This window comes from Bradyrhizobium sp. B025, assembly GCF_042257955.1.
Classification (GTDB): Bacteria; Pseudomonadota; Alphaproteobacteria; order Rhizobiales; family Xanthobacteraceae; genus Bradyrhizobium; species Bradyrhizobium diazoefficiens.
The window spans coordinates 8,665,887-8,689,138 of record NZ_CP170150.1 but is presented as its reverse complement, the minus strand read 5'-3'; the positions used below and the strand labels follow the sequence as shown (position 1 = coordinate 8,689,138).

The following is a 23,252-nucleotide window of genomic DNA, read 5'->3' as shown; positions in this document are numbered from 1 at the left end:
CGCCGCACCGCCGCAAGGCTCGCGGCAATTCCGTGGCGTGGCAGGTCATCGTCGAGGTCGCCGACCCCTCGTCATTGAAGCGCCGTCGAGTGCGACGAACTGGCGACAGAACCTCGTGCCTTTAATTTGGCGTCATGTTGCACGTGCGCGCCTGCTATGTTAGCAAAGCCGCGATTTTAACGAGCCCGGCACTTCCCGTGCTGGTCGAAAATCGAAGTCCCGCTTGAATTCCAAGGGCTTGGATCGCTAGGCGCCGCTTCGTGGCGACGGTTTTTCCCTTGCGAATTTGACAGCAAAAAGAGCGCGTCTGTGGCTGCAGAAGATACGTCCGTTTCCGGTGTGTCCGGCCGTTATGCAACGGCCTTGTTTGAACTGGCCCGCGACCAGAAAGCGGTCGACGAGGTCAAGGCCGACCTCGACAGGTTCGAGGCCTTGCTCGGCGAGAGCGCCGATCTGAAGCGCCTCGTCCGCAGCCCGGTGTTCGCGGCCGATGCCCAGTCCAGGGCCCTCACGGCCGTGCTGGACAAGGTCGGCATCGCCGGCATCTCTGCCAATTTCCTGAAAGTGCTGACCGCCAACCGCCGCCTGTTCGTGGTGGCTGACGTCATCCGCGCCTACCGCGCCCTCGTCGCCAAGTTCAAGGGCGAGGCGACCGCTGATGTCACCGTGGCGGAGGCGCTCTCGGACAAGAATCTCGACGCCCTCAAGGTTGCCCTGAAGTCGGTGACCGGCAAGGACGTCGCGCTGAACGTGAAAGTCGATCCCTCGATCATCGGTGGCCTCGTCGTCAAGCTGGGCAGCCGCATGGTGGATGGTTCGCTTCGCACCAAACTCAATTCGATCAAGCACGCGATGAAAGAGGCAGGCTGATGGACATCCGCGCCGCGGAAATTTCCGCGATCCTCAAGGACCAGATCAAGAATTTCGGCCAGGAAGCTGAAGTCTCCGAAGTCGGACAGGTGCTGTCCGTCGGCGACGGTATCGCCCGCGTCTACGGTCTGGACAACGTCCAGGCCGGTGAGATGGTCGAGTTCGAGAACGGCACCCGCGGCATGGCGCTGAACCTCGAAACCGACAACGTCGGCGTCGTTATTTTCGGTGCCGACCGCGAGATCAAGGAAGGCCAGACCGTCAAGCGCACCCGCGCCATCGTGGACGCGCCGGTCGGCAAGGGCCTGCTCGGCCGCGTCGTCGACGCGCTCGGTAACCCGATCGACGGCAAGGGCCCGATCCAGGCCGACAAGCGTATGCGCGTCGACGTCAAGGCGCCCGGCATCATTCCGCGCAAGTCGGTGAGCGAGCCGATGGCGACCGGCCTCAAGGCGATCGACGCCCTGATCCCGATCGGCCGCGGCCAGCGCGAGCTGATCATCGGTGACCGCCAGACCGGCAAGACCGCGATCGCGCTCGACACCATCCTGAACCAGAAGCCGCTCAACGCGCAGCCCGACGAGAACATCAAGCTGTACTGCGTCTACGTCGCAGTCGGTCAGAAGCGTTCGACCGTCGCCCAGTTCGTGAAGGTGCTGGAAGAGCAGGGCGCGCTCGAATACTCGATCATCGTCGCCGCCACCGCCTCGGATCCGGCGCCGATGCAGTACATTGCCCCCTTTACCGCCTGCACCATGGGCGAATTCTTCCGCGATAACGGCATGCACGCCGTCATCATCTATGACGATCTGTCCAAGCAGGCCGTCGCTTACCGCCAGATGTCGCTGCTGCTGCGCCGTCCGCCGGGCCGCGAAGCCTATCCGGGCGACGTGTTCTATCTGCACTCCCGCCTGCTCGAGCGCGCGGCGAAGCTCAGCAAGGATCATGGCTCGGGCTCGCTGACCGCGCTGCCTATTATCGAAACCCAGGCCAACGACGTGTCGGCCTACATCCCGACCAACGTCATCTCGATCACCGACGGCCAGATCTTCCTGGAAACCGACCTGTTCTTCCAGGGCATCCGTCCCGCGGTGAACGTCGGTCTGTCGGTGTCGCGCGTCGGTTCGTCCGCGCAGACCAAGGCCACCAAGAAGGTCGCCGGCAAGATCAAGGGCGAGCTCGCGCAGTATCGCGAAATGGCGGCGTTCGCGCAGTTCGGCTCCGACCTCGACGCCTCGACCCAGCGCCTGCTCAACCGCGGTTCGCGCCTGACCGAGCTCCTGAAGCAGCCGCAGTTCTCGCCGCTGAAGATGGAAGAGCAGGTCTGCGTGATCTGGGCTGGCACCAACGGCTATCTCGATCCGCTCCCCGTTAACAAGGTGCGCGCGTTCGAGGACGGTCTGCTCTCGCTGCTGCGCGGCAAGAACGTCGAGATCCTCAATTCGATCCGCGACAGCCGCGACCTCTCCGACGACACCGCTGCCAAGCTGAAGTCGGTGGTCGAAGGTTTTGCGAAGAGCTTCGCGTAAGAACCGTCACGGCCGGGCCAAAAGCGCGAAGCGCGTCTTCGCATTTGATGTCCCGGCCATCCACGCCTTACCGCGTGGGAGACGAAGACGTGGATGCCCGGGACAGGCCCGGGCATGACGACAGAGACAGGCTAGCGGTTTGGCCGCAAGGGCTCGAACCGTCGGGGACGAAGAATGGCGTCACTTAAAGACATGCGCGTCCGCATCGCCTCCACCAAGGCGACGCAAAAGATCACCAAGGCCATGCAGATGGTCGCGGCCTCGAAGCTGCGCCGCGCGCAGACCGCGGCCGAAGCTGCGCGTCCCTATGCCGACAAGATGAGCGCGGTGATTTCCAACATCGCCGGAGCCGCGGCGGGCTCGCCCGGCGCGCCGGCGCTGCTGGCCGGCACCGGCAGGGACCAGGTCCACCTGCTGCTGGTCTGCACCGGCGAGCGCGGCCTGTCCGGCGCCTTCAACTCCTCGATCGTGCGTCTCGCCCGTGAGCGCGCGCTGGCGCTGATGGCGCAGGGCAAGGAAGTGAAATTCTTCTGCGTCGGCCGCAAGGGTTACGAGCAGCTGCGCCGCCAGTTCGACAAGCAGATCGTCGAGCATCTCGACCTGCGCAGCGTTCGCCAGCTCGGCTTCGTCAACGCCGAGGACATCGCCAAGAAGGTTCTGGCGCGCTTCGAGGCCGGTGAATTCGACGTCTGCACGCTGTTCTATTCGCGCTTCCGCTCGGTGATCGCCCAGATCCCGACCGCCCAGCAGATCATCCCGCTGGTCGTCGAGGAGGGCACTGCCGCCAGCACGACGTCTTACGAATACGAGCCGGAAGAGGACGAGATCCTCACGCGCCTGCTGCCGCGCAACCTCGCGGTCCAGATTTTCCGCGCGCTGCTCGAGAACAACGCCTCGTTCTACGGCGCGCAGATGAGCGCGATGGACAACGCGACGCGCAACGCCGGTGAGATGATCCGCAAGCAGACGCTGGTCTACAACCGCACGCGTCAGGCGCAGATCACCAAGGAACTGATCGAAATCATCTCGGGTGCCGAGGCCGTCTGATCAAGGCGCTTCATTGCCCGTTAAACCCAACATCCCGGTCAGTTGACCGTGGTCTAGAAGTTCGGATCGAAGGAGACATTCAATGGCAGCCCAGTCCGGTCGCGTCACCCAGGTCATCGGCGCCGTCGTCGACGTGCAGTTCGAAGGCCACCTCCCGGCCATTCTCAATTCGCTCGAGACCAAGAACGGCGGCAACCGCCTGGTGCTCGAAGTCGCCCAGCATCTCGGCGAATCCACCGTGCGCACGATCGCGATGGACACCACCGAGGGTCTGGTCCGCGGCCAGGAAGTGACCGACACCGGTTCGCCGATCCGCGTTCCCGTCGGCGAAGGCACGCTCGGCCGCATCATCAACGTCATCGGCGAGCCGATCGACGAAGCCGGCCCGGTCAAGTCGGAAGGCCTGCGCGCCATCCACCAGGAAGCGCCGACCTACACCGACCAGTCCACCGAAGCTGAAATTCTCGTCACCGGCATCAAGGTCGTCGATCTCCTGGCTCCCTATGCGAAGGGCGGCAAGATCGGCCTGTTCGGCGGCGCCGGCGTCGGCAAGACCGTGCTGATTCAGGAGCTGATCAACAACGTCGCGAAGGCGCACGGTGGTTACTCCGTGTTCGCCGGCGTCGGCGAGCGTACCCGCGAGGGCAACGACCTCTATCACGAGTTCATCGAGTCCAAGGTCAACGCCGATCCGCACAATCCGGATCCGAGCGTGAAGTCGAAGTGCGCGCTGGTGTTCGGCCAGATGAACGAGCCGCCGGGCGCCCGCGCCCGCGTCGCGCTCACCGGTCTGACCATCGCGGAAGACTTCCGCGACAAGGGCCAGGACGTGCTGTTCTTCGTCGACAACATCTTCCGCTTCACCCAGGCCGGCTCGGAAGTGTCGGCGCTGCTCGGCCGTATTCCTTCGGCGGTGGGTTATCAGCCGACGCTCGCGACCGACATGGGCGCGCTGCAGGAGCGCATCACCACCACGCAGAAGGGCTCGATCACCTCGGTGCAGGCCATCTACGTTCCGGCCGACGACTTGACCGACCCGGCGCCCGCGACCTCGTTCGCGCACTTGGACGCGACCACCACGCTGTCGCGCTCGATCGCCGAAAAGGGCATCTACCCGGCGGTGGACCCGCTCGACTCGACCTCGCGCATGCTCTCCCCGCTGGTCGTCGGCGAGGAGCACTACGCGGTCGCCCGTCAGGTCCAGCAGGTCCTGCAGCGCTACAAGGCGCTCCAGGACATCATCGCCATTCTCGGCATGGACGAGCTTTCGGAAGAGGACAAGCTGACGGTGGCCCGCGCCCGCAAGGTCGAGCGCTTCATGTCGCAGCCGTTCCACGTCGCCGAAATCTTCACCGGCTCGCCCGGCAAGTTCGTCGACCTCGCCGACACCATCAAGGGCTTCAAGGGCCTGGTGGAAGGCAAGTACGACCACCTGCCGGAAGCCGCCTTCTACATGGTCGGCACCATCGAAGAGGCGGTCGAGAAGGGCAAGAAGCTCGCCGCTGAAGCGGCCTAAGAAGCGAATGGCGAATGGGGAGTAGCGAATAGTCGCCGCTCCCACTCGCCGCTCGCCATTCGCCACTCGCTATTCGCAGGTTCTCCATGGCCACCTTCCACTTCGATCTCGTCTCGCCGGAAAAGCTCGCATTCTCGGGTGAGGTCGACCAGGTCGACATCCCCGGCGTCGAGGGCGACTTCGGCGTGCTGGCGGGACATGCGCCGGTCGTGGCTGCAATCCGGCCGGGCATCCTCACCGTCACCACCGCCGGCCGCCACGAGAAGATCATCGTGCTCGGCGGCCTCGCCGAAGTCTCCGAAAAGGGCCTCACCGTGCTCGCCGACGTCGCGACCTCGCTGGACGAGCTCGATCGTGCCCAGTTCGCCGAGACCATCGCGGAGATGGAGGAGGGCCTGAAGGAGCACGAAGGCGGCGAGCTCGATCTGGCCATCGAGCGGCTGGACCACTACAAGAGCATCCAGCAGCAGCTCAGCTCGACGGCTATGCATTAAGCCCCGAGGCATCGCTTCGGGGCTCGAACGCGAAATTCCTGCAAGAAATTCCTGAATAAGTTCAGCGCTCGTCACGGAAGTGGCGGGCGCTGAAACTTTGTTGCACTGCGCAGCCGATAGCGGCATTCTTCGCCCGCGAATTTGTTCCGGGGCGGGTCACAGATGAAACGCAAGATCGCAGCGATTTTCGCAGCCGATATTGCCGGGTATTCGAGGCTGGTCGCGGAAGACGAGGAGGAGACGCTGCGGCGCCTGGCCTCCTACCGCGAAGTCATCGACGATTTCATCGCAAAGGCGAACGGTCGCATCTTCAACACCGCCGGCGATGCCGTGCTCGCGGAATTTCCGAGCGCGGTGGACGCGGTGCGCTGCGCGATCGACATCCAGGAGTCCTTGCGGACCCGCAACATGGCCTATCCGCCGAGCCGGCAGATGTCGTTCCGCATCGGCATCACCATCGGCGACGTGGTCGAGCGCAACGGCGATCTGCTCGGCGACGGCGTCAACATCGCCGCGCGGCTGGAAGGCCTCGCCGAGGTCGGCGGCATCTGCGTTTCCCGTGCCGTGCACGAGCAGGTCGCCAACAAGCTGTCGGTGCAGTTCGCCGATATCGGCGCGCAGGAGGTGAAGAACATCCCGACGCCGGTGCATGCCTACATGGTGGCGATGCGGCGCGAGGACGGCAGCTATTCGAAGCCGCAGTTGAAGAAGCCCGCCTCCAGGCTCGCCGCCGCACCCGTGTGGATGTGGCCGCTGGTGGTGGCAGTCGTCTCGGTCGTTGCCATCGTTGTCACCGGCTTCCTCTACAACACCAAGCTCAAGCAGACGGCGACCGCCGTGGCGACGCCGGCCGCGACACCCAGTGCCGCGCCGAGCGCGACGCCGACCCAGCTCGCAAAGGCGCAGGTAGCGCCGACGGCGCCGCCGAATGCCGGCGCTGCGATGGCTCCGATGCCCGCACCGTCGCCATCCGCCTCGCCGATGACGGGCAAGTTTGCTGCCGACAGCGTGCCCTTCATCAACGAGCGCATCCGCAACTACCTGGCCGGGGACTATTCCGCCGCCGGCGACTACAAGGCCTTCGCGCTCAATATCGGCGGCTTCACCGGTTCAGCGTTGAACCAGCCGAACGAGGAGGCCGCGCGCAACGCCGCGCTCGATCAGTGCCAGAAGCGCGCCGATGCCGCGCAATCGCCGCGGCGCTGCGAGCTCTATGCGGTCGGCAACAATGTCGTCTACACGCATGGCAAGCCGCCGATGCCGCCGTCTCCCTATTTTCGGCATGACGCGATGACCGAGCGAACCTTTGCGTCGAAGGACTTTCCGATGGTGCGCGATCCGCAAAAGGTCCGGCTCGAGAACATGTTCGTGCCGGCGGCGAAATCCCGGTCGGTCGCGCTCGGCCCGGGCGGACAATATTTCATGGTGCTGGGCTCATCATCGCCCGAGGAATCGGCGCGGCGTGCGCTGGAATCGTGCGGCGCGATCGCGGGCGTCGCTTGCATGATCGTCGCGGTGGACGATAATTTCGTCGTGCCGATTCCGACCCTGCTCAGGATCACCGGCTTCTTCCATGCTGCGAGCAATGCCTCGATCGTGGCCGACGCCCGCGACGAGGTCGTGCGCAAGCTCGCGGACGGCATGGGCTGGAATGCCGTCGCCGTCGGCACCGCAGGACGCCCCGGCCTCGGCCTGAAGGCCGCCGACGAGCAGACCGCGGTCAATTCCGCGCTGGCCGATTGCGCGAGGCGCGACAGCGACTGCCACGTGATCGCGATCGGCCCGTTTACGGTCGGGCCGACGAACTAGCGCTTGCTCTGATTGGGCCCGACGAACGCGCCAACAAAGGTGCGTTCCCTCCCCAACAAGGGGGGAGGAACGAGAGAATCGTGCGGCCCGCACGCGCAAATTTCCGTCGAGAATGTCCCAATGATTTCAACCACCATTCTACTGTGCATGGGGTTGTTTTCGCAGTTTAGCTCGCGAAGGGCGCGAACTGCTGCGCCACGGCCCGATAGACCTCGCGGCGGAACGGCACCACGAGATCGGCGACGCGATCGAGCTGCTCCCAGCGCCACGCGTCGAATTCCGCGGGCTGCCCGTTCTGCGGCGTCAGCGGATCGATCTCGTCGTCCTTGCCGGTGAAGCGCAGCGCGAACCATTTCTGGCGCTGGCCGCGAAACTTCGCCAGCCGATGCGTCTGCGGTCCGTCATAGGGCGGGAATTCGTAGGTGAGCCAATCGGTCTCGCCGAGATAGCTCGCGCTGACGACATTGGTCTCCTCCCAGAGCTCGCGCATCGCCGCATCGCGCAGGTCCTCGCCCTCGTCGACGCCGCCCTGCGGCATCTGCCAGTCGAGACCCGGCAGGATGATCTCGGGGCCGTCGCCCTTGAAGCGGTGGCCGATCAGCACGCGGCCTTCGGCATTGAACAGCGCGATCCCGACATTGGGACGGTAGGGTTTGTTGTCGTTCGACATGCGGTCACTTCTCTGATCGTCATTCCGGGATGGTCCGAAAGACCAGCCCCGGAATTCCGAGATCCCGGGTTCGTGCTTCGCACGCCCCGGAGTGACGGTGCAAACTATTCCTCCGCCAGCGCGGAAAACTCCTTCACCACGCGCTCATAGACCGGGCGCTTGAAGGGGATGATCAGTCCGGGAAGATTCTTCATCGGCTCCCAGCGCCAACTGACGAACTCGGCCTTGTGGCCGCCGCCGGGGTTCTCGACATTGATCTCGCTGTCCTTGCCGGTGAAGCGCACCGCGAACCATTTCTGGCGCTGGCCGCGGTAGCGGCCCTTCCAGGCGCGGCCTGCGACGGTGCGCGGAATGTCGTAGATCAGCCAGTCCGGAACCTCGCCGAGCCGCTCGACCGAGCGCACGCTGGTCTCCTCATAGAGCTCGCGCTTGGCGGCCGCCCAGGTGTCCTCGCCGGGATCGACGCCGCCTTGCGGCATCTGCCAGACATGGGTGTCGTCGATATGCTCGATGCCACCGGCGCGGCGGCCGATGAACACCAGTCCCTTCGCGTTGATCAGCATCACTCCGACGCAAGTCCGGTAGGGCAGATCCTCGTAACGCGCCATTCCGCCAAACCTCTCGCGTGCTTCCGGCAGGGCATCTCGGCCCCGCGGGACCCGTACCGTACCAATTCGTTGATTTAGCTGGATTTTGATTTCAGCATCGCGGTTGTCAATGGCACCAAAAGGATACCCCGGTCGCCCAATGTCTTGGTCCAGGCGCCGATGCGCTCGATCGAGACGGGTAGGGCGGAGGCGGTGCCGATGGCCGTGCCGCGCTCGCGCGCCGCCGATTCGAGCTTGTTCAGGGCACGGTCGATCTCGGCCGGGGTCGGCACCACGTCGATCGCGATGTCGCCCTTGCCGAACGGCATCGCCTGGCTCGCTGCGGCCTGGGGCGCGATGCTGCGGGGCGAGGAACCGTCGTCGAAGAAGCCGAGGCCGCGCTTGGCCGCCTCGCGGATGATCGGCTGCATCGCCGCGTCCGTCGCCACGAAGCGGGCGCCCATGAAATTAGTGATGCCGGCATAGCCCTGCATCCGGCTCAGGTGCCAGTACAGGCGGTCCATGTTCTGGTCGGCGCTGAGCGAGGTCAGCAGCGTCTGCGGGCCCGGGTCGTTGTCAGGGAAGTCGTAGGGCTCCATCGGGATCTGGAGGAAGATCTCGTGGCGCTGGGCGCGGGCCCGCTCGGCGAGTTTTCCTGGATCGGAGCCATAGGGCGTGAAGGCCAGCGTCACCGCGGCCGGCAGCTTCATGATCGCGTCGGTGGTCTTGGCGGCGCCGACGCCGAGCCCGCCGATCACGATCGCGACCACCGGCATCTTGGCGGCCTTGGCGCGGTCGGCGTCGGCCGCGTAGACGTTGAACGGCTTCGATCCGTCGGCGACCACCGGGATCATGCCGTAGCGCGACTTCTCCAGCAGCTTCGGGTCAATTCCGGCCATGACGGGCGGCGGTGCGGACGCCGCCTCGCCCTTGTCGGCGGCCTCGCCGGCGCCGATCACCACGTCGTGGCGCGCGCCGGTGGAGCCGTCGATCATGGTGACGGTCTTCTGCTCGCCGGGGGCGGCCTGCTTCGGCGCCTCCCTGGTCTCGTGCTTGCTCTCCTGCTTGCTGTCCTGGCCGTGGCCGGAGGCGGCCGGCTTCTCGTCGGTGGCTTTGGGCTCGCGGATCGCGATCCGCGTCATCGGCTCGCCGCCGAGCGGATCCTTGTTGAAGATCGCGAAGCCGGCAAAGGTAACGAGGAATAGGCCGAGCAGCATGGCGAGCGCCTGCATGGCCGTGAACGGCAGCCGCAGCCGGCGTTTTCGGCGCGGCTTGTCCTGTCCGAGCGGGGCGCTCAGATCATCGGCCGTTTCAGTCATGCGCGATCCCGAATCACTGCTGCCGACGATACCACGCCGAGGTCAAGCGGCGGCAGGCCGGGATAGGCCGGGGATGCCAGGAGCTCCAAACAAAAAAGGGCGGCTCCGGGAGCCGCCCTTTGCGTTGGATCGCGCAGGTCGCGCCGACTCAGTTCGCCGCCTTGGGCTTGTCGGCCGCGGCCTTGTCGGTACCCGGCGTGGGCGCCGCGGAGGCGCTGTTCTTGATGCCGTGGAGCAGGTCGTCGGCGAGCTTGAGCGCCTTGTCGTCCTTGGCGTCCGGCGGGACGTAGGACTGCGAGCCGGTCTTCTCGTCGCCGTCGTTCTTCAGATGGCCGCGCAGCGAAGCCTCGCCCTTGGTGTCGGTGCGCGACTTCAACTCGTCCGGCACGTCCTGCAGCACTTCGATATCGGGCACGATACCCTTGGCCTGGATCGACTTGCCCGACGGCGTGTAGTAGCGCGCCGTGGTCAGGCGCAGCGCGCCGTTGCCCGAGCCGAGCGGGATGATGGTCTGCACCGAGCCCTTGCCGAACGAGCGCGTGCCGACGATGGTCGCGCGCTTGTGGTCCTGCAGCGCGCCGGCGACGATTTCGGACGCCGAGGCCGAGCCGCCATTGACCAGAACGATGACCGGCTTGCCCTTGGTGAGGTCGCCGGCGTGCGCGGTGCGGCGCTGGGTCTCCTCGGCATTGCGGCCGCGGGTCGACACGATCTCGCCCTTCTCCAGGAACGAGTCGGAGACGGTGACCGCTTCCTCGAGCAGGCCGCCCGGATTGTTGCGCAGGTCGATGATGTAGCCCTTCAGCTTGTCGCCGATCTGATTCGAGAGGCTAGCGACCTCGCGCTTCAGGCCTTCGGTGGTCTGCTCGTTGAAGGTGGTGATGCGGATATAGGCGATGTCGTCGGCCTCGATGCGGGCGCGCACCGAGCGGACGCGGATGTTGTCGCGCACCAAGGTGACGTCGAGCGGATTGTCCTGGCCCTTGCGGATGATCTTGAGCTTGATCTTGGTGTTGACCGGACCGCGCATCTTCTCGACCGCCTGGTTCAGGGTCAGGCCCTGCACCGCTTCGTCGTCGAGATTGGTGATGATGTCGTTGGCCATGATGCCGGCGCGCGAGGCCGGTGTGTCGTCGATCGGCGAGACGACCTTGATCAGGCCGTCTTCCATCGTGACCTCGATGCCGAGGCCTCCGAACTCACCGCGGGTCTGCACCTGCATGTCGCGGAAGCTCTTGGCGTCCATGTAGCTCGAATGCGGATCGAGGCCGGTGAGCATGCCGCTGATGGCGGATTCGATCAGCTTGGTGTCGTCGGGCTTCTCGACATAGTCGGAGCGCACGCGCTCGAAGACGTCGCCGAACAGATTGAGCTGGCGATAGGTGTCCGCGGTGGCGGCCCGCGCGCTGGAGCCCATGAAGACCGCGCGCGGCTGGGTCACGAACAGCGTCAGCGCCGCACCGGTGGCCGCGCTGAGGAGGATAACTGAAGTCTTGCGCATCATCCGCGAACCTTCTCGCCTTCATTTGCGGCCCACCATGGGCCTGGATCGATTGGAGTGCCGTCTTTGCGGAACTCGACATACAGCACAGGTTGACTCGCGTTCGTGGCGAGAATGGAGGCGACTTGAGAGGTCGACCCCATGGTCGCGACCGGCTCCCCCGTGAGCACAAACTGTCCGATGTTGACCGAAATGCGCTCCATCCCGGCGATCAGGACATGATACCCGCCCCCGGCGTTGAGGATCAAGAGTTGTCCATAACTGCGGAACGGGCCGGCATAGACCACCCAGCCATCACACGGCGTCGTGACCTGGGAGCCCGGCTTGGTGGCCAGCGAAATGCCCTTCTGGACCCCGCCGACCCCATCGGAACCGCCAAAGTCCCTGATCTTGTTACCGTTAACCGGAAGCGGCAGCAGGCCCTTGGCCGAAGCGAAGGCGATCGCGGGGCTGGTCCGGGACCGGTCCTTGAAAGCGCCCGGGCCCGACTTGGCGCCGGCGGCCGCTTTTGCCTCCGCCTGCCTGGCGGCCTCGGCTGCCTTCTCCGCCGCCTTGGCGGCGCTTTGCAGGTCCTGCTCCATCTTGGCGATCAGGCCCTGGAGATCGCCGACCTGCCTTGAAAGCATGATGGCGCGCGAGTTCTCGGCATCGAGGTCCTTTTCGCGCGCGGCCTGCTGGCGCTGCCGTTCGTCGACCAATGCGGCGAGCCGGCTCTGGTCGTTGCGGACCCTGTCGCGATCGGAGGCGAGCTGGTCGCGTTCGGTGGCGATGTTCTTGCGCAGAGCCACGAGCTCGCCGAGCTCGCTCGCGATTTTTTCGGCGCGGCCGCGCAGTTCCGGCACGACGGCGCCGAGCAGCATCGCCGTGCGCAGCGATTGCAACGCGTCCTCGGGCCGCACCAGCAGCGCGGGCGGCGTACGCCGGCCGGCGCGCTGCAAGGCCGCCAGTACCTCGACGATGTCGGCGCGGCGCGAATCAAGCGAGGTGCGCATCGCCTGCTCGCGGCCGTTGAGCGTCTTCAGCCGCGCTTCGGCTTCGTCGATCTTGGTCTCGACGGAGCGCACATTGGCGGCGGTGTCGATCAGCTGCTGGTTGAGCTGGGTGCGGTCCTGGCCGAGCGAGGTGATCTCGGCCTTGAGCTTGGCCTGCGCCTCCTCCGCGCTCTTCTGCCTGGCGCGCGCGGCCTCCAGCTCCTGCTCGCGCTGCTTGATCGCATCGGGCGAGACGGCTGCCGTCTGCGGTGCCGGCGTCTGAGCTTGCGCGAGGCTTGCGCCCAAGACACTTGCATCCAAGACACTTGCGCCTGAGACGCTCGCGATCAGCAGCAGGTTGAGGACAGGCGCTCGCATCGCTTTAGGCAAAGGTGCTCGTTGTGGCGCGGATCACGCGCGGTGATAGGGGTGGCCGGCCAGGATGGTGGCGGCCCGATAAAGCTGTTCCAGAAGCATGACGCGGACCATTTGGTGCGGCCAGGTCGCAGAGCCGAACGCGATCGCGAGCTTGGCCTTACGGCGCAATTCGGGCGAAAGTCCGTCCGCCCCTCCGATCACGAAGATAGTATGACCGGCACCCTCGTCGCGCCAGCGCCCGAGGTGCCGTGCGAATACGGTGGAATCGAGATTCTGGCCGCGTTCGTCCAGCGCCACCAGGATCGACTTGTCCGGGATGTGCGCACCGATCGCCGCAGCCTCTTCGGCCATCCGCGTCGCGGCGTCGCGCGCGCGGCTCTCGGGAATTTCGTGGATCGACAGCTCGCGGAATCCGAGCTTGCGGCCGGCCTCATCGAACCGCTCGAAATAGCGGTCGGCAAGCTCCCGTTCGGGGCCCTGCTTCAGCCGGCCCACCGCAATGACAGCAACACGCATGTGTTCAGAGTCGTGTTTTCGAGGCCGCGCGCATCTCGCGCGCGCACGACGCTAGCATGCGCGTCAGCCGATTCGAAATCGGCTCTTTGAGCCTCTAGATCGCCTTCGCCGCCCCTGGGCCTTGCGTGTACAATCTCTCGAGATTGTAGAACTCGCGGACCTCGGGTCTGAACACGTGCACGATCACATCGCCGGAATCGATCAGCACCCAGTCGCAATTGGGCAAGCCCTCGACGTGGATGTTCTTGATGCCGGTTTCCTTGAGGCTCTTCGTGACGTTTTCCGCGATCGCGCCGACGTGCCGGTTGGCCCGGCCCGTGGTGACGATCATGTAGTCGGAGTACGCCGATTTGCCGCGAAGGTCGATGGTGACCGTCTCTTCCGCCTTCATGTCCTCGAGGCGGGAGAGGATCAGGCTCAGCGTCTTGTCGGCGTCGGGTTGCGCCTTCAAGGCCGCAGCTTTGGTCGATGTTTTACGCGTAGGCTTAGCAACCTTGGGTAAAACAGACTTGGACAATACAGATGTGGCCAGGGACCATTCCTTTCACTGTATCGCGAGAGCCGAATCCGACCCTCGCGGGTTACACTACATCATGTGGGGTTAAGGGTTTCAATATGCCAGAGAGCCCCGATCCGCACAGTCTGTCTCACTTCGTACCTTTCCAGCTCCCGTCCGGGTTCCGTAGGCCCGTCGAGGACAGGTTCAGCTTCAGTCCGGTGAGGAAGACCCAGGCCGGCGCCGGCCGATCCGCCAGCAACGCCGCCTCATTCTCGGGGAGGCGGTAGCGCGATAGTGCCTTGGCGGCAGGAGAGGCGAGGGCACGAAAACTCTGCGGCGGGCGATCGATGACCGCGATCGGCACCTGGCCGGCGATGCGCCGCCAGTCCTGCCAACGGTGGAATTGAGCGAGGTTGTCGGCGCCCATGATCCAGACAAAGCGCAGGCCGCGGAGACGGCGGCGCAAGGTGTTGATCGTGTCGATAGTGTAGCGCGTGCGAATGACGGATTCGAGACAGCTCACCTCGATCCTGGGATCGTTGGCGACGTCGCGCGCGGCCTGCATGCGCGCGCCGAGTTCATGCAGCGTGCCGTTCTCCTTCAGCGGGTTGCCGGGCGTGACCAGCCACCAGACGCGATCGAGTTGCAATCGCTTGAGCGCGAACTGACTGATCGCGCGATGGGCCTGATGCGGCGGATTGAAGGAGCCGCCGAGCAGGCCGACGCGCATGCCCGGGGTCGAGGGCGGGATCGCTTGCGCCACGAAACGCGGCACGACGAAATTGTTGCTCAATTGCCCGCGCCTCGCGACGTTATCTACGGCCGCGTCTGCCCGGTGCCGTGAACGCGATATTTGAAGCTCGTCAACTGCTCGGCGCCGACAGGTCCCCGGGCGTGAAAGCGGCCGGTGGCGATGCCGATCTCGGCACCGAAGCCGAACTCGCCGCCATCGGCAAATTGCGTCGAGGCGTTGTGCAGCACGATGGCGGAATCGACCTCGCTCAGGAATTTCTTCGCAGCGGCCTCGTTCTCGCTCACGATCGCATCGGTGTGATGCGAGCCGTGGTTCTGGATATGCGCGATCGCGCCGTCGACGCCGTCCACCACCTTCGCCGCGATGATCGCGTCGAGATATTCGGTGTCCCAATCGTCGTCGTTCGCAGGCTTTACGCGCGCGTCTGTCTTCTGCACGACGTCGTCGCCGCGCACTTCGCAGCCGGCCTCGATCAGCATCTCGACCAGCGGCTTCAGGCTCGTCGCAGCAGCCGCGCGATCGACCAGCAGCGTCTCGGCTGCGCCGCAGACGCCGGTGCGCCGCATCTTGGCGTTGAGCACGATCGACTTCGCCATGGCGAGGTCGGCGCTGGCATCGACATAGACGTGGTTGACGCCTTCGAGATGCGCGAACACCGGCACGCGCGCTTCCTGCTCGACGCGCGCGACGAGGCTCTTGCCGCCGCGCGGCACGATGACGTCGATCGCGCCGTTCAACCCCGACAGCATCATGCCGACCGCCGCGCGGTCGCGCGTCGGCACCAGCGTGATCGCAGCCTCGGGGAGGCCCGCTTCGCGCAGGCCCTGCACCAGACATTCATGGATGGCGCGGCAGGAGCGGAAACTGTCGGAGCCGCCGCGCAGGATCACGGCATTGCCGGACTTCAGGCACAGCACGCCGGCATCCGCTGCGACGTTCGGCCGGCTTTCGAAGATCACGCCGACGACACCGAGCGGCACGCGCACGCGCTCGATGGTCATGCCGTTCGGCCGCTGCCAGCTCTCGGTGACGATTCCGACCGGATCGGCGATGCCGCGCACGATGCCGATACCCTCGGCCATGCTCTCCACACGCGCCGGTGTCAGCGTCAGGCGGTCGATGAAGGACGCGGTCATGTTGCTGGAGGCGCGAGCCTCAGCGACGTCCTCGGCATTGGCGGCGAGAATCGGAGCCGCGTTCGCGCGGATCGCCCGCTCCATGGCCTCCAGCGCCCGGTTCTTCTGCTCCGGCGGCGCCAGCGCCAGCACGCGCGCGGCAGCGCGGGCTTGGGCGGCGAGATCGGACATCAGCGCCTGGAGATCGGCATTGCCGTCAACGGCTTTGAGGGGGGCGGCCATGGGGTTTCAACCTTCTGCTAAGACGGTGTCCTAGCACGGAAATCCCGCTTTTGCGAAGGGCGGGGAGGGTATGGCAGGTCTCCCCAGCCGCGCGACGGCTGGGTCATTGGCCCAGCCCCGACGTTGTGGCGGGCTTGTCCATGTTTTCCTTGGGCGTCATTCCGGGGCGATGCGGAGCATTGAACCCGGAATCTCGAGATTCCGGCTCTGGTCCTTCGGACCATCCCGGAATGACGGAGCAACGGGTTTACCCGCCCACCACCAGATCGTCACGGTGGATCATCTCTGCGCGGCCGCTGATGCCGAGGATGGTCATCACATCAGGGGAGGAGCGGCCCTTGATGCGTTCGGCGTCGTCGGCGTCATAGGCGATCAGGCCGCGGCCGATCTCGCTCGTATCGGGGCCGCGCACGATCACGGCATCGCCGCGGGCGAACTGGCCCTCGACCTTGATCACGCCGGCCGGCAGCAGGCTGGCGCCGGCACGCAGCGCCGTCACCGCGCCGGCGTCGATCGTCAGCGTGCCCTTCGGCTCCAGCGTGCCCGCGATCCAGCGCTTGCGCGAGGTAATGGGATTGGCCGGCGTCAGGAACCAGGTGCAGCGGCCGCCATCGGCGATCGCCCGGAGCGGATGCTCGATCTTGCCGGAGGCGATCAGCATATGCGTGCCGCCGGTGGTCGCGATCTTGGCCGCCTCGACCTTGGTGCGCATGCCGCCGCGCGAGAGCTCGGACTCGGCGTCGCCCGCCACCGCCTCGATCTCCGAGGAGATGCTGTCGACGACGGGAATGAGCTTTGCGTTCGGGTTGTTCTTCGGCGGCGCGTCGTAGAGCCCGTCGATATCGGAGAGCAGCACCAGGAGATCGGCGCTCGCCATGGTCGCGACGCGCGCGGCGAGGCGGTCGTTGTCGCCGTAGCGGATCTCGGTGGTGGCGACCGTGTCGTTCTCGTTGATCACGGGGATGGCGCGCCACTCCAGGAGCTTGCCGATGGTGGAGCGCGCATTGAGATAGCGGCGGCGCTCCTCGGTATCCTGGAGCGTCACGAGAATCTGCCCGGCGTCGATGCCGTGGGCCCCTAGCACCTCCGACCAGATCCGCGCCAGCGCGATCTGTCCGACGGCCGCGGCGGCCTGGCTCTCCTCCAGCTTCAGCGGGCCGCGCGGCAGCTTGAGCCGGCTGCGGCCGAGCGCGATCGAGCCCGAGGAGACGACGAGGACGTCGCGTCCCTCCTTGTGCAGCTTGGCCATGTCGTCGGCGAGCGCGGCGAGCCAGGACGTCCGCACCTCGCCCTTGTCGGAATCGACCAGCAGAGCGGAGCCGACCTTGACGACGATGCGGCGGAATTGACTGAGTTCGGGGCTGGCCATGTGTGTATGTGTTGGCGCGTGTGACGAATTGCTCGGGTTCGGGAACGGCGGAGCAAACAAGCGGCGCCGGTAAGGCCTGCTTTTGCAGCAGGACGATGGCCGGCGCAAGGCGGCTGGCCCGGTAAACGGCGCAACGTGGCTTGGTCTTCGGCCTTGTCTTGAGCGCGGGGGCGGTTCTAATGCCGGCAACCAATAACGGGCTGGAAGGGGAAACGTATGGATCGCCGCAAATTCATGGCCGGATGTCTTGGAGGAGGTCTTGGGCTGCCGCTGCTGGCAGAGGCGGGCGGGGCGCAAGCGCAGGCGGGGCTTTCAAAAATCATCTTTCCGTTCGCGGCGGGCGCCGGCGGCGACACGCTGTGCCGGCTGATCGCGCAGGAGATGGCGCCGGTGCTGCAAAGGACCATCGTGGTCGAGAACCGCACTGGCGGCGACGGCCTGATCGGCATCAAGGCGGTGAAGGGTGCGAACTCCGATGGCAGCATGGTGCTGGTGACGACGGGCCCCACCATGTATCTGCTGCCGATGGTGGAGACGACGCCGAGCTTCGACACGGCCAAGGATTTCATGCCGGTGTCGCTGCTGGCGCGGTTCGAATTCGCCGTCGTGATCGGCCCGGCGATCGATGCTGCCGATTTCAAGTCATTCGTGGCCTGGCTGAAGGCGCATCCGGACAAGACGTCGTTCGGGGTGCCGAGCAACGGCACCATTCCGCATTTCATGGGCTCCAAGCTCGAGAAGGATCTCGGTATTCCCCTGACCCGCGTGCCCTATCGCGGCAGCGCGCCGATCCTCAACGATCTCATCGGCGGCCATCTGTCGTTCGGCATCGTGACATTGGCGGATGCGCTGCCGCAGCACCGCGCCAAGGGCGTGAAGATCATCGCGGTCTCGAGCCCGGAACGGTCGCCCTTCGCGCCGGAGGTGCCGACGCTGAAGGAGAGCGGCATCGCTCTCGTTGCGGATGCCTGGTACGGCATGTGGCTTCCCGTCGGCAGCCCGCCGGAATTCGCCGGCAAGCTCGGCGCCGCCGCGAGCGCTGCCCTCGCCAAGCCCGAGGTGAAGGAGAAGCTCACCGCGATCGGCCTGATCCCGGTCGGCAGCAGCCCGGATGAGCTGACCAAGGAGCTCGCCGCCAACACGGCGTTCTGGCAGCCGATCGTGAAGGCGACGGGATACAAGATCGAGAATTGAATTCTTCGCCTCTCCCCGCTTGCGGGGAGAGGCGAAGACAGACTCAAAGCTTCGCGCGCTGCGCGATGCCGTCCTTGATCGCTGCAAGCTCGGCCTCGTCCCAGATGCCGATCAAAACACCGCCCTTCACCTGGAGCTGGTTGTCGGCATAAGCCGCGATCTTCTCGCGCGGCGTGGTGATGTGGTCGTTGGGATGCAGCGCCCAGTCGAACAGCTCGGCCTGCAACCGCGCGATGATGCCGGCGCAATCAGGATCATCGCCGCGATCCAAAAACTCTTCCGGATCGGTCTCGAGATCGTACAGCATCGGACGGAAGCCCGAGGCGTGGATGTATTTCCAGCGGCCGTCGAACACCATGAACAGGCGGCAGCGTTCGATCGGCTGGTTCAGCTTCAGCCGCACGTCCTGCATGGCGTAGTCGTATTCGGAGAACGCGACCTTGCGCCATTCCGGCTTTTCGCCGCGCAGCAGCGGCAGCAACGAGCGTCCTTCGAGAATGTGGCCCGGCACCTTGCCGCCGAAATAATCGACGAAGGTCGGCGCAAGATCGATGCCCTCCACCAGCGCGTCGCTGCGCGTGCCGCGCGTGGCGTCGGCTTCCCGGGAGGGATCGATGATGATCAGCGGAATCTTTGCCGACTGCTCGTGGAACAGATCCTTCTCGCCCATCCAGTGATCGCCGAGATAGTCGCCATGATCGGAGGTGAACACGATCATGGTGGTGTCCAGCAGGCCGCGCTCTTCCAGGAATTTCATCAGCGCGCCCATCTGGTCGTCGATCTGCGTGATCAGGCCCATATAGGTCGGGATCACCTTCTCGCGAGCGTCGTCGCGCGCCATGTTGCGGGAGTAGCGCATGTCCATATAGGCGCCGAACACCGGATGCGGATTCTGGCGCTCGCGCTCGGAGCGGATCACCGGGATCATGTCATCGGTCGAATACATGCTGGCGTAGGGTTCGGGCGCGATGTAGGGCCAGTGCGGCTTGATGTAGGACAGATGCAGGCACCACGGCTTGCCGTCGGTCTCGGCCTCACTGATGAAGTCCATCGCGCGCCGCGTCATGTAGGGCGTCTCGGAATGCTCCTCCGGCACCCGCGCGGCCTTGTCGGCGTGCACCAGCAGCCAGCCGTTCTGCAAACTGCCATCTTCCGCCGCACCTGAATTCGCCCAATGCTCCCAGGGATTGGTGGCTTCGAATCCCTGCTTGCGCAGATATTCATCGTATTTCGGGCGCGGCCGTCCCGTCGGGTGCAGGCCGTCGTCGCGCTCGTAAGGCTCGAAACCGCATTCGGCGACATGCACGCCGATCATCGACTCCGGCGGGATGCCGAGCGCCTTCATGCCTTCGAGGTCGGGCGCCATGTGGGTCTTGCCGACCAGCACATTGCGCACGCCGATCTTCTTGAGGTGATCGCCGAGCGTGGGCTCGCCGACGCGCAGCGGCCAGCCGTTCCAGTGCGAGCCGTGCGAGCGCATGTAGCGGCCGGTGTAGAACGACATCCGCGAGGGCCCGCAGATCGGCGACTGCACGTAGGCCTTGCTGAAGAGCACGCCGCGCTTCGCCATGGCATCGATGTTGGGCGTCTTCAGCGTGGGATGGCCGGTGCAGCCGAGATAGTCATAGCGAAGCTGGTCGCACATGATCCAGAGAACGTTCTTCGCGCGCGCCATGCGTCATCCCTGCCGTTTCTTGATTGTTTAATGCTGCGATATTAGAGCGCCGGTGACAACCTGCCAGTGATGCGGGTGCCCGCAACCTACACTCCAATGTCGTCCCGGCGAAGGCCGGGACCCATACTCCTCAGAAGATGTTATGGCGCGAGATGGCAATGACCAATCTTCGCCAAATCGCATTCGGTGGTTATGGGTCCCGGCCTTCGCCGGGACGACCCAGGGGAGATAGTTTAAGCCGACCAGGGCTCGGCTTCGGCGGCGCTCTTCGCCTTGGCGGACACCGGGGCCTCGCCGATCACTGCGACCAGCGCGCGCAACGCTTCCTTCACGCCCTCTCCGGTCACGGCGGAGAGCAGCAGCGGCGTCTTCTTGGCGGCGCGCTTCAGCCGATCCTTCTGCTTCTTGAGCTCGTCCGGCTCGACCGCGTCGATCTTGTTCAGCGCGACGACCTCGATCTTGTCGGTAAGCAGGCCGCCATAGGCATCGAGCTCTGTGCGCACGGTCTTGTAGGCCTTGCCGGCGTGCTCGCAGGTCGCATCGACGAGATGCAGCAGCACGCGGCAGCGCTCGACATGGCCGAGGAAGCGGTCGCCGAGGCCCGCGCCTTCATGCGCGCCCTCGATCAGACCGGGAATGTCGGCCAGCACGAATTCGCGGCCGTCGGCATTCACGACGCCGAGCTGCGGATGCAGCGTGGTGAAGGGATAGTCGGCGATCCTCGGCTTGGCCGCGCTGACCTTGGAGAGGAAGGTCGACTTGCCGGCATTGGGCAGGCCGACGAGGCCCGCATCCGCGATCAGTTTCAGCCGCAGCCAGATCCAGCGCTCCTCGCCGGGCTGGCCGGGATTGGCGTTGCGCGGCGCGCGGTTGGTCGAGGATTTGAAATGCGCGTTGCCGAAGCCGCCATTGCCGCCCTCGGCGAGCACGAATTTCTCGCCGACATTGGTGAAGTCGTGGATCAGCGTCTCGCGGTCTTCATCGAAGATCTGCGTGCCCATCGGCACCTTCAGCACGATGTTCTTGCCGTTGGCGCCGTGACGGTCCGAGCCTGCGCCATTCTCGCCCTTCTGGGCCTTGAAATGCTGCTGGTAGCGGTAGTCGATCAGCGTGTTGAGCCCGTCGGCGACCTCGATGATGACGTTGCCGCCGCGACCGCCATTGCCGCCTGAGGGGCCGCCGAATTCGATGAACTTCTCGCGGCGGAACGCCACGCAGCCGTTCCCACCGTCACCGGAGCGGATATAGACCTTTGCTTCGTCGAGGAATTTCATGGGCCATAGGTAGGCCAGCCGGTCCCCCGCGGCAACCCGGACTTACCCGCAAACCGGCCGAATTTCCGCGAATTTCGCCCCTTGCTTAACCCCAGGCTGACTTCCAGGACGACTTCAGAGCGGGCGGCGCCGGATCAGGAATTTCTGCGTGCCCTCCAGCACCAGCTCCTTGCGCTGGTTGAACACGGTGCTTTTGAGCGTCACCACGCCGGTCGAGCGTCCCGGCGCGAGCTCCGTGACCTCGAGCGCGGGATAGATGGTGTCGTCGGCGAACACGGGTTTGAGGAACTGGCTCGATTGCTCGAGGAAGCCGACCAGGGAGTCCTCGACCATGAACGGAAACAGGCCGGCGCCGGGCGCGGTGTGGATCAAGGTCTGGAAGCCGTGGGCGAGCAGATGCGGCATGCCGCGGCTGCGGCAATATTCCACGTCGTAATGCACGGGGTGGGTGTCGCCGCTCGCGGTCTGGAACGCCGCGAACACCGCCGAGGTCTGGGTCCGGCTCGGCAGCACGAAGCGTTCGCCGACGACGAAATCCTCAAACCAGCGTTGCGTGGGGATCATGCGGTGCCGGGCCGGATCGAAGTCGGTCATGTCAAAGCTCTCTTTGTCGATGAGGCGCCTATCGCTACCGCGACGCGAAGGGTGCGACAATCCGTTCAATTTGGCGGTGGCGGGCTTGTCCCAGTCGCTCACGTCATTAAAACGACCGCAAGCGACGCTAATCGCGGGTTTTCCGTGCTCTCTCCGCCCGTCATTGCGAGGAGCGAAGCGACGAAGCAATCCAGACTGCCGCGGTGGAGACAGTCTGGATTGCTTCGCTTCGCTCGCAATGACGACCTCTCACACTCCGACTCGTTTCAATGCCCTTCTTCAAGAACCTCTCCGCCTATGACGACCGCTCCGCGCGCCTCGCCGGCATTGCGCTGATGGTGCTGTCGATCTTCATGTTTTCGTTCGGCGACGCCATGGGCAAGTTCCTGGTCGGGACCTATTCGGTGGGGCAGCTGCTGTTCCTGCGCGCCTGCGCGGCGCTGTTGCTGCTGTCGCCGCTGATCTGGCGGCAGCGTCGCCAGTTCCTGCATCTGGAGCGGCCGCGCTTGCAGCTGTTTCGCGTCGTGCTCTCGACGCTGGAAGTGGCGGCCTTCTTCCTTGCGACGGTCTATCTGCCGCTTGCCGACGTCATCACGTACTACCTCGCCGGCCCCATCTTCGTCACCGCGATGTCGGCGATCTTCCTGGGCGAGAAGGTGGGTTGGCGGCGCTGGACGGCGATTTTGATCGGTTTCTGCGGCGTCGTGATCGCGCTGCGGCCGTCGGCGCAGACCGTCAGCCTGCCGGCGCTGATCGCGCTCGGCGGCAGCCTGTCCTTTGCAACCCTGATGCTGATCACCCGCAGCCTGCGCAAGACCCCCGACATCGTGATGGCGTCCTCGCAATTCGTCGGCACGTTTTTGCTGGGCGCGGTGTTGTCGGCATTCCACTGGGTGCCGCCGACATCAGGCAGCCTCGTCATCTTCGCCCTGGCCGGATGCATCTCGGTGACGGCGCTGTTCTGCGTCAACCGGTCCCTCAAGCTCGCGCCGGCCAGCGTCGTCGTGCCCTATCAATATTCGATGATCGTCTGGGCCGTGATCTTCGGCTTCGTCGTGTTCGGCGACGTGCCGTCGATAGCAACGATCGTCGGCGCCGCCATCATCATCGGCGCCGGGTTCTATATCTACTTGCGTGAGCGCGATCTGGGGCGCCCGAGCAACGAGGTAAATCCGCCGGCGTAGCCACAACGTCGTCCCGGGGCGCGCGCAGCGCGAGCCCGGGACCCATACCCACAGGGAGTGGTTTGACGAAGACTCGGAGTGGGCGCTTCGCCTCGCACTTCTCCCTGGGATTATGGGTCCCGGGCTCGCGACTTCGTCGCGCCC

21 protein-coding genes are annotated in these 23,252 nt (G+C 65.3%); 8 read left to right on the top strand and 13 right to left on the bottom strand.

Annotated features, from left to right (window positions below):
- The first annotated feature begins 309 nt into the window (after positions 1-309).
- The 6 genes from ACE10W_RS41105 to ACE10W_RS41080 all read left to right on the top strand — a co-directional run bounded on the left by ACE10W_RS41105 (position 310) and on the right by ACE10W_RS41080 (position 7,265).
- Positions 310-870: a F0F1 ATP synthase subunit delta gene (locus tag ACE10W_RS41105; RefSeq protein ID WP_011083275.1), complete on the top strand. Its 561-nt coding sequence runs from the start codon at positions 310-312 to the stop codon at positions 868-870.
- The gene (gene atpA / locus ACE10W_RS41100) at positions 870-2,399 is read left to right on the top strand and encodes a F0F1 ATP synthase subunit alpha (RefSeq protein WP_011083274.1); all 1,530 of its coding nucleotides are present in this window, start codon (positions 870-872) and stop codon (positions 2,397-2,399) included. The genes ACE10W_RS41105 and atpA overlap by 1 nt, the downstream gene beginning before the upstream one ends.
- 174 nt (positions 2,400-2,573) lie before the next feature.
- Positions 2,574-3,446, top strand: a complete 873-nt coding sequence (locus ACE10W_RS41095; protein WP_011083273.1) for a F0F1 ATP synthase subunit gamma — start codon at positions 2,574-2,576, stop codon at positions 3,444-3,446.
- Between the two features lie 82 nt (positions 3,447-3,528).
- A complete protein-coding gene (atpD, locus tag ACE10W_RS41090; protein ID WP_011083272.1) occupies positions 3,529-4,962 on the top strand; it encodes a F0F1 ATP synthase subunit beta in 1,434 nt (477 codons plus the stop codon).
- Positions 4,963-5,048: 86 nt separating this feature from the next.
- Complete coding sequence (locus ACE10W_RS41085) at positions 5,049-5,456, top strand: F0F1 ATP synthase subunit epsilon (RefSeq protein ID WP_011083271.1); 408 nt, start codon at positions 5,049-5,051, stop codon at positions 5,454-5,456.
- A gap of 162 nt (positions 5,457-5,618) precedes the next feature.
- Complete coding sequence (locus ACE10W_RS41080) at positions 5,619-7,265, top strand: adenylate/guanylate cyclase domain-containing protein (protein ID WP_304549613.1); 1,647 nt, start codon at positions 5,619-5,621, stop codon at positions 7,263-7,265.
- Positions 7,266-7,431: 166 nt separating this feature from the next.
- Here ACE10W_RS41080 and ACE10W_RS41075 read toward each other — a convergent pair whose 3' ends face one another.
- The 10 genes from ACE10W_RS41075 to proB all read right to left on the bottom strand — a co-directional run bounded on the left by ACE10W_RS41075 (position 7,432) and on the right by proB (position 17,187).
- Entirely contained in the window at positions 7,432-7,935 is a 504-nt protein-coding gene (locus ACE10W_RS41075; RefSeq protein ID WP_011083269.1) for an RNA pyrophosphohydrolase, read from the bottom strand.
- Between the two features lie 104 nt (positions 7,936-8,039).
- Positions 8,040-8,543 (bottom strand): RNA pyrophosphohydrolase, encoded by a 504-nt coding sequence (locus ACE10W_RS41070; protein ID WP_011083268.1) that lies wholly within the window; start codon positions 8,541-8,543, stop codon positions 8,040-8,042.
- A gap of 74 nt (positions 8,544-8,617) precedes the next feature.
- Positions 8,618-9,841, bottom strand: a complete 1,224-nt coding sequence (locus ACE10W_RS41065; protein WP_304549610.1) for a divergent polysaccharide deacetylase family protein — start codon at positions 9,839-9,841, stop codon at positions 8,618-8,620.
- 148 nt (positions 9,842-9,989) lie between these two features.
- Positions 9,990-11,345 (bottom strand): S41 family peptidase, encoded by a 1,356-nt coding sequence (locus ACE10W_RS41060; protein WP_304549608.1) that lies wholly within the window; start codon positions 11,343-11,345, stop codon positions 9,990-9,992.
- Entirely contained in the window at positions 11,342-12,691 is a 1,350-nt protein-coding gene (locus ACE10W_RS41055) for a murein hydrolase activator EnvC (RefSeq protein WP_028174859.1), read from the bottom strand. Before ACE10W_RS41055 ends, ACE10W_RS41060 begins: the two co-directional genes overlap by 4 nt.
- 33 nt (positions 12,692-12,724) lie before the next feature.
- Entirely contained in the window at positions 12,725-13,207 is a 483-nt protein-coding gene (gene rlmH, locus ACE10W_RS41050) for a 23S rRNA (pseudouridine(1915)-N(3))-methyltransferase RlmH (protein WP_028174858.1), read from the bottom strand.
- Between the two features lie 94 nt (positions 13,208-13,301).
- Positions 13,302-13,658 carry a ribosome silencing factor gene (rsfS, locus tag ACE10W_RS41045; protein WP_027523570.1) on the bottom strand — a complete coding sequence of 119 codons (357 nt, stop codon included), beginning with the start codon at positions 13,656-13,658 and terminating at the stop codon, positions 13,302-13,304.
- A 196-nt stretch (positions 13,659-13,854) separates the two neighbouring features.
- Complete coding sequence (locus tag ACE10W_RS41040; protein ID WP_038965055.1) at positions 13,855-14,499, bottom strand: nicotinate-nucleotide adenylyltransferase; 645 nt, start codon at positions 14,497-14,499, stop codon at positions 13,855-13,857.
- A 23-nt stretch (positions 14,500-14,522) separates the two neighbouring features.
- Positions 14,523-15,818, bottom strand: coding sequence for a glutamate-5-semialdehyde dehydrogenase (locus tag ACE10W_RS41035; protein WP_060909729.1), 1,296 nt, complete (start codon positions 15,816-15,818; stop codon positions 14,523-14,525).
- 247 nt (positions 15,819-16,065) lie between these two features.
- Positions 16,066-17,187, bottom strand: coding sequence for a glutamate 5-kinase (gene proB, locus ACE10W_RS41030; RefSeq protein WP_028174855.1), 1,122 nt, complete (start codon positions 17,185-17,187; stop codon positions 16,066-16,068).
- Between the two features lie 216 nt (positions 17,188-17,403).
- Between proB and ACE10W_RS41025 the strand changes: the two genes are divergently transcribed.
- Positions 17,404-18,381, top strand: coding sequence for a Bug family tripartite tricarboxylate transporter substrate binding protein (locus tag ACE10W_RS41025; RefSeq protein ID WP_304549604.1), 978 nt, complete (start codon positions 17,404-17,406; stop codon positions 18,379-18,381).
- Positions 18,382-18,424: 43 nt separating this feature from the next.
- Here the strand turns inward: ACE10W_RS41025 and ACE10W_RS41020 are convergent, their stop codons facing one another.
- The 3 genes from ACE10W_RS41020 to ACE10W_RS41010 all read right to left on the bottom strand — a co-directional run bounded on the left by ACE10W_RS41020 (position 18,425) and on the right by ACE10W_RS41010 (position 21,924).
- Positions 18,425-20,056, bottom strand: a complete 1,632-nt coding sequence (locus tag ACE10W_RS41020) for an alkaline phosphatase family protein (protein WP_304549602.1) — start codon at positions 20,054-20,056, stop codon at positions 18,425-18,427.
- A 233-nt stretch (positions 20,057-20,289) separates the two neighbouring features.
- On the bottom strand, positions 20,290-21,330 hold the full coding sequence (gene obgE / locus ACE10W_RS41015; protein ID WP_304549601.1) for a GTPase ObgE: 1,041 nt from the start codon (positions 21,328-21,330) through the stop codon (positions 20,290-20,292).
- 114 nt (positions 21,331-21,444) lie between these two features.
- The gene (locus tag ACE10W_RS41010) at positions 21,445-21,924 is read right to left on the bottom strand and encodes a MaoC family dehydratase (RefSeq protein ID WP_304549598.1); all 480 of its coding nucleotides are present in this window, start codon (positions 21,922-21,924) and stop codon (positions 21,445-21,447) included.
- Positions 21,925-22,193: 269 nt separating this feature from the next.
- Between ACE10W_RS41010 and ACE10W_RS41005 the strand changes: the two genes are divergently transcribed.
- Positions 22,194-23,108, top strand: a complete 915-nt coding sequence (locus ACE10W_RS41005; RefSeq protein WP_060909732.1) for a DMT family transporter — start codon at positions 22,194-22,196, stop codon at positions 23,106-23,108.
- Positions 23,109-23,252 lie beyond the last annotated feature (144 nt).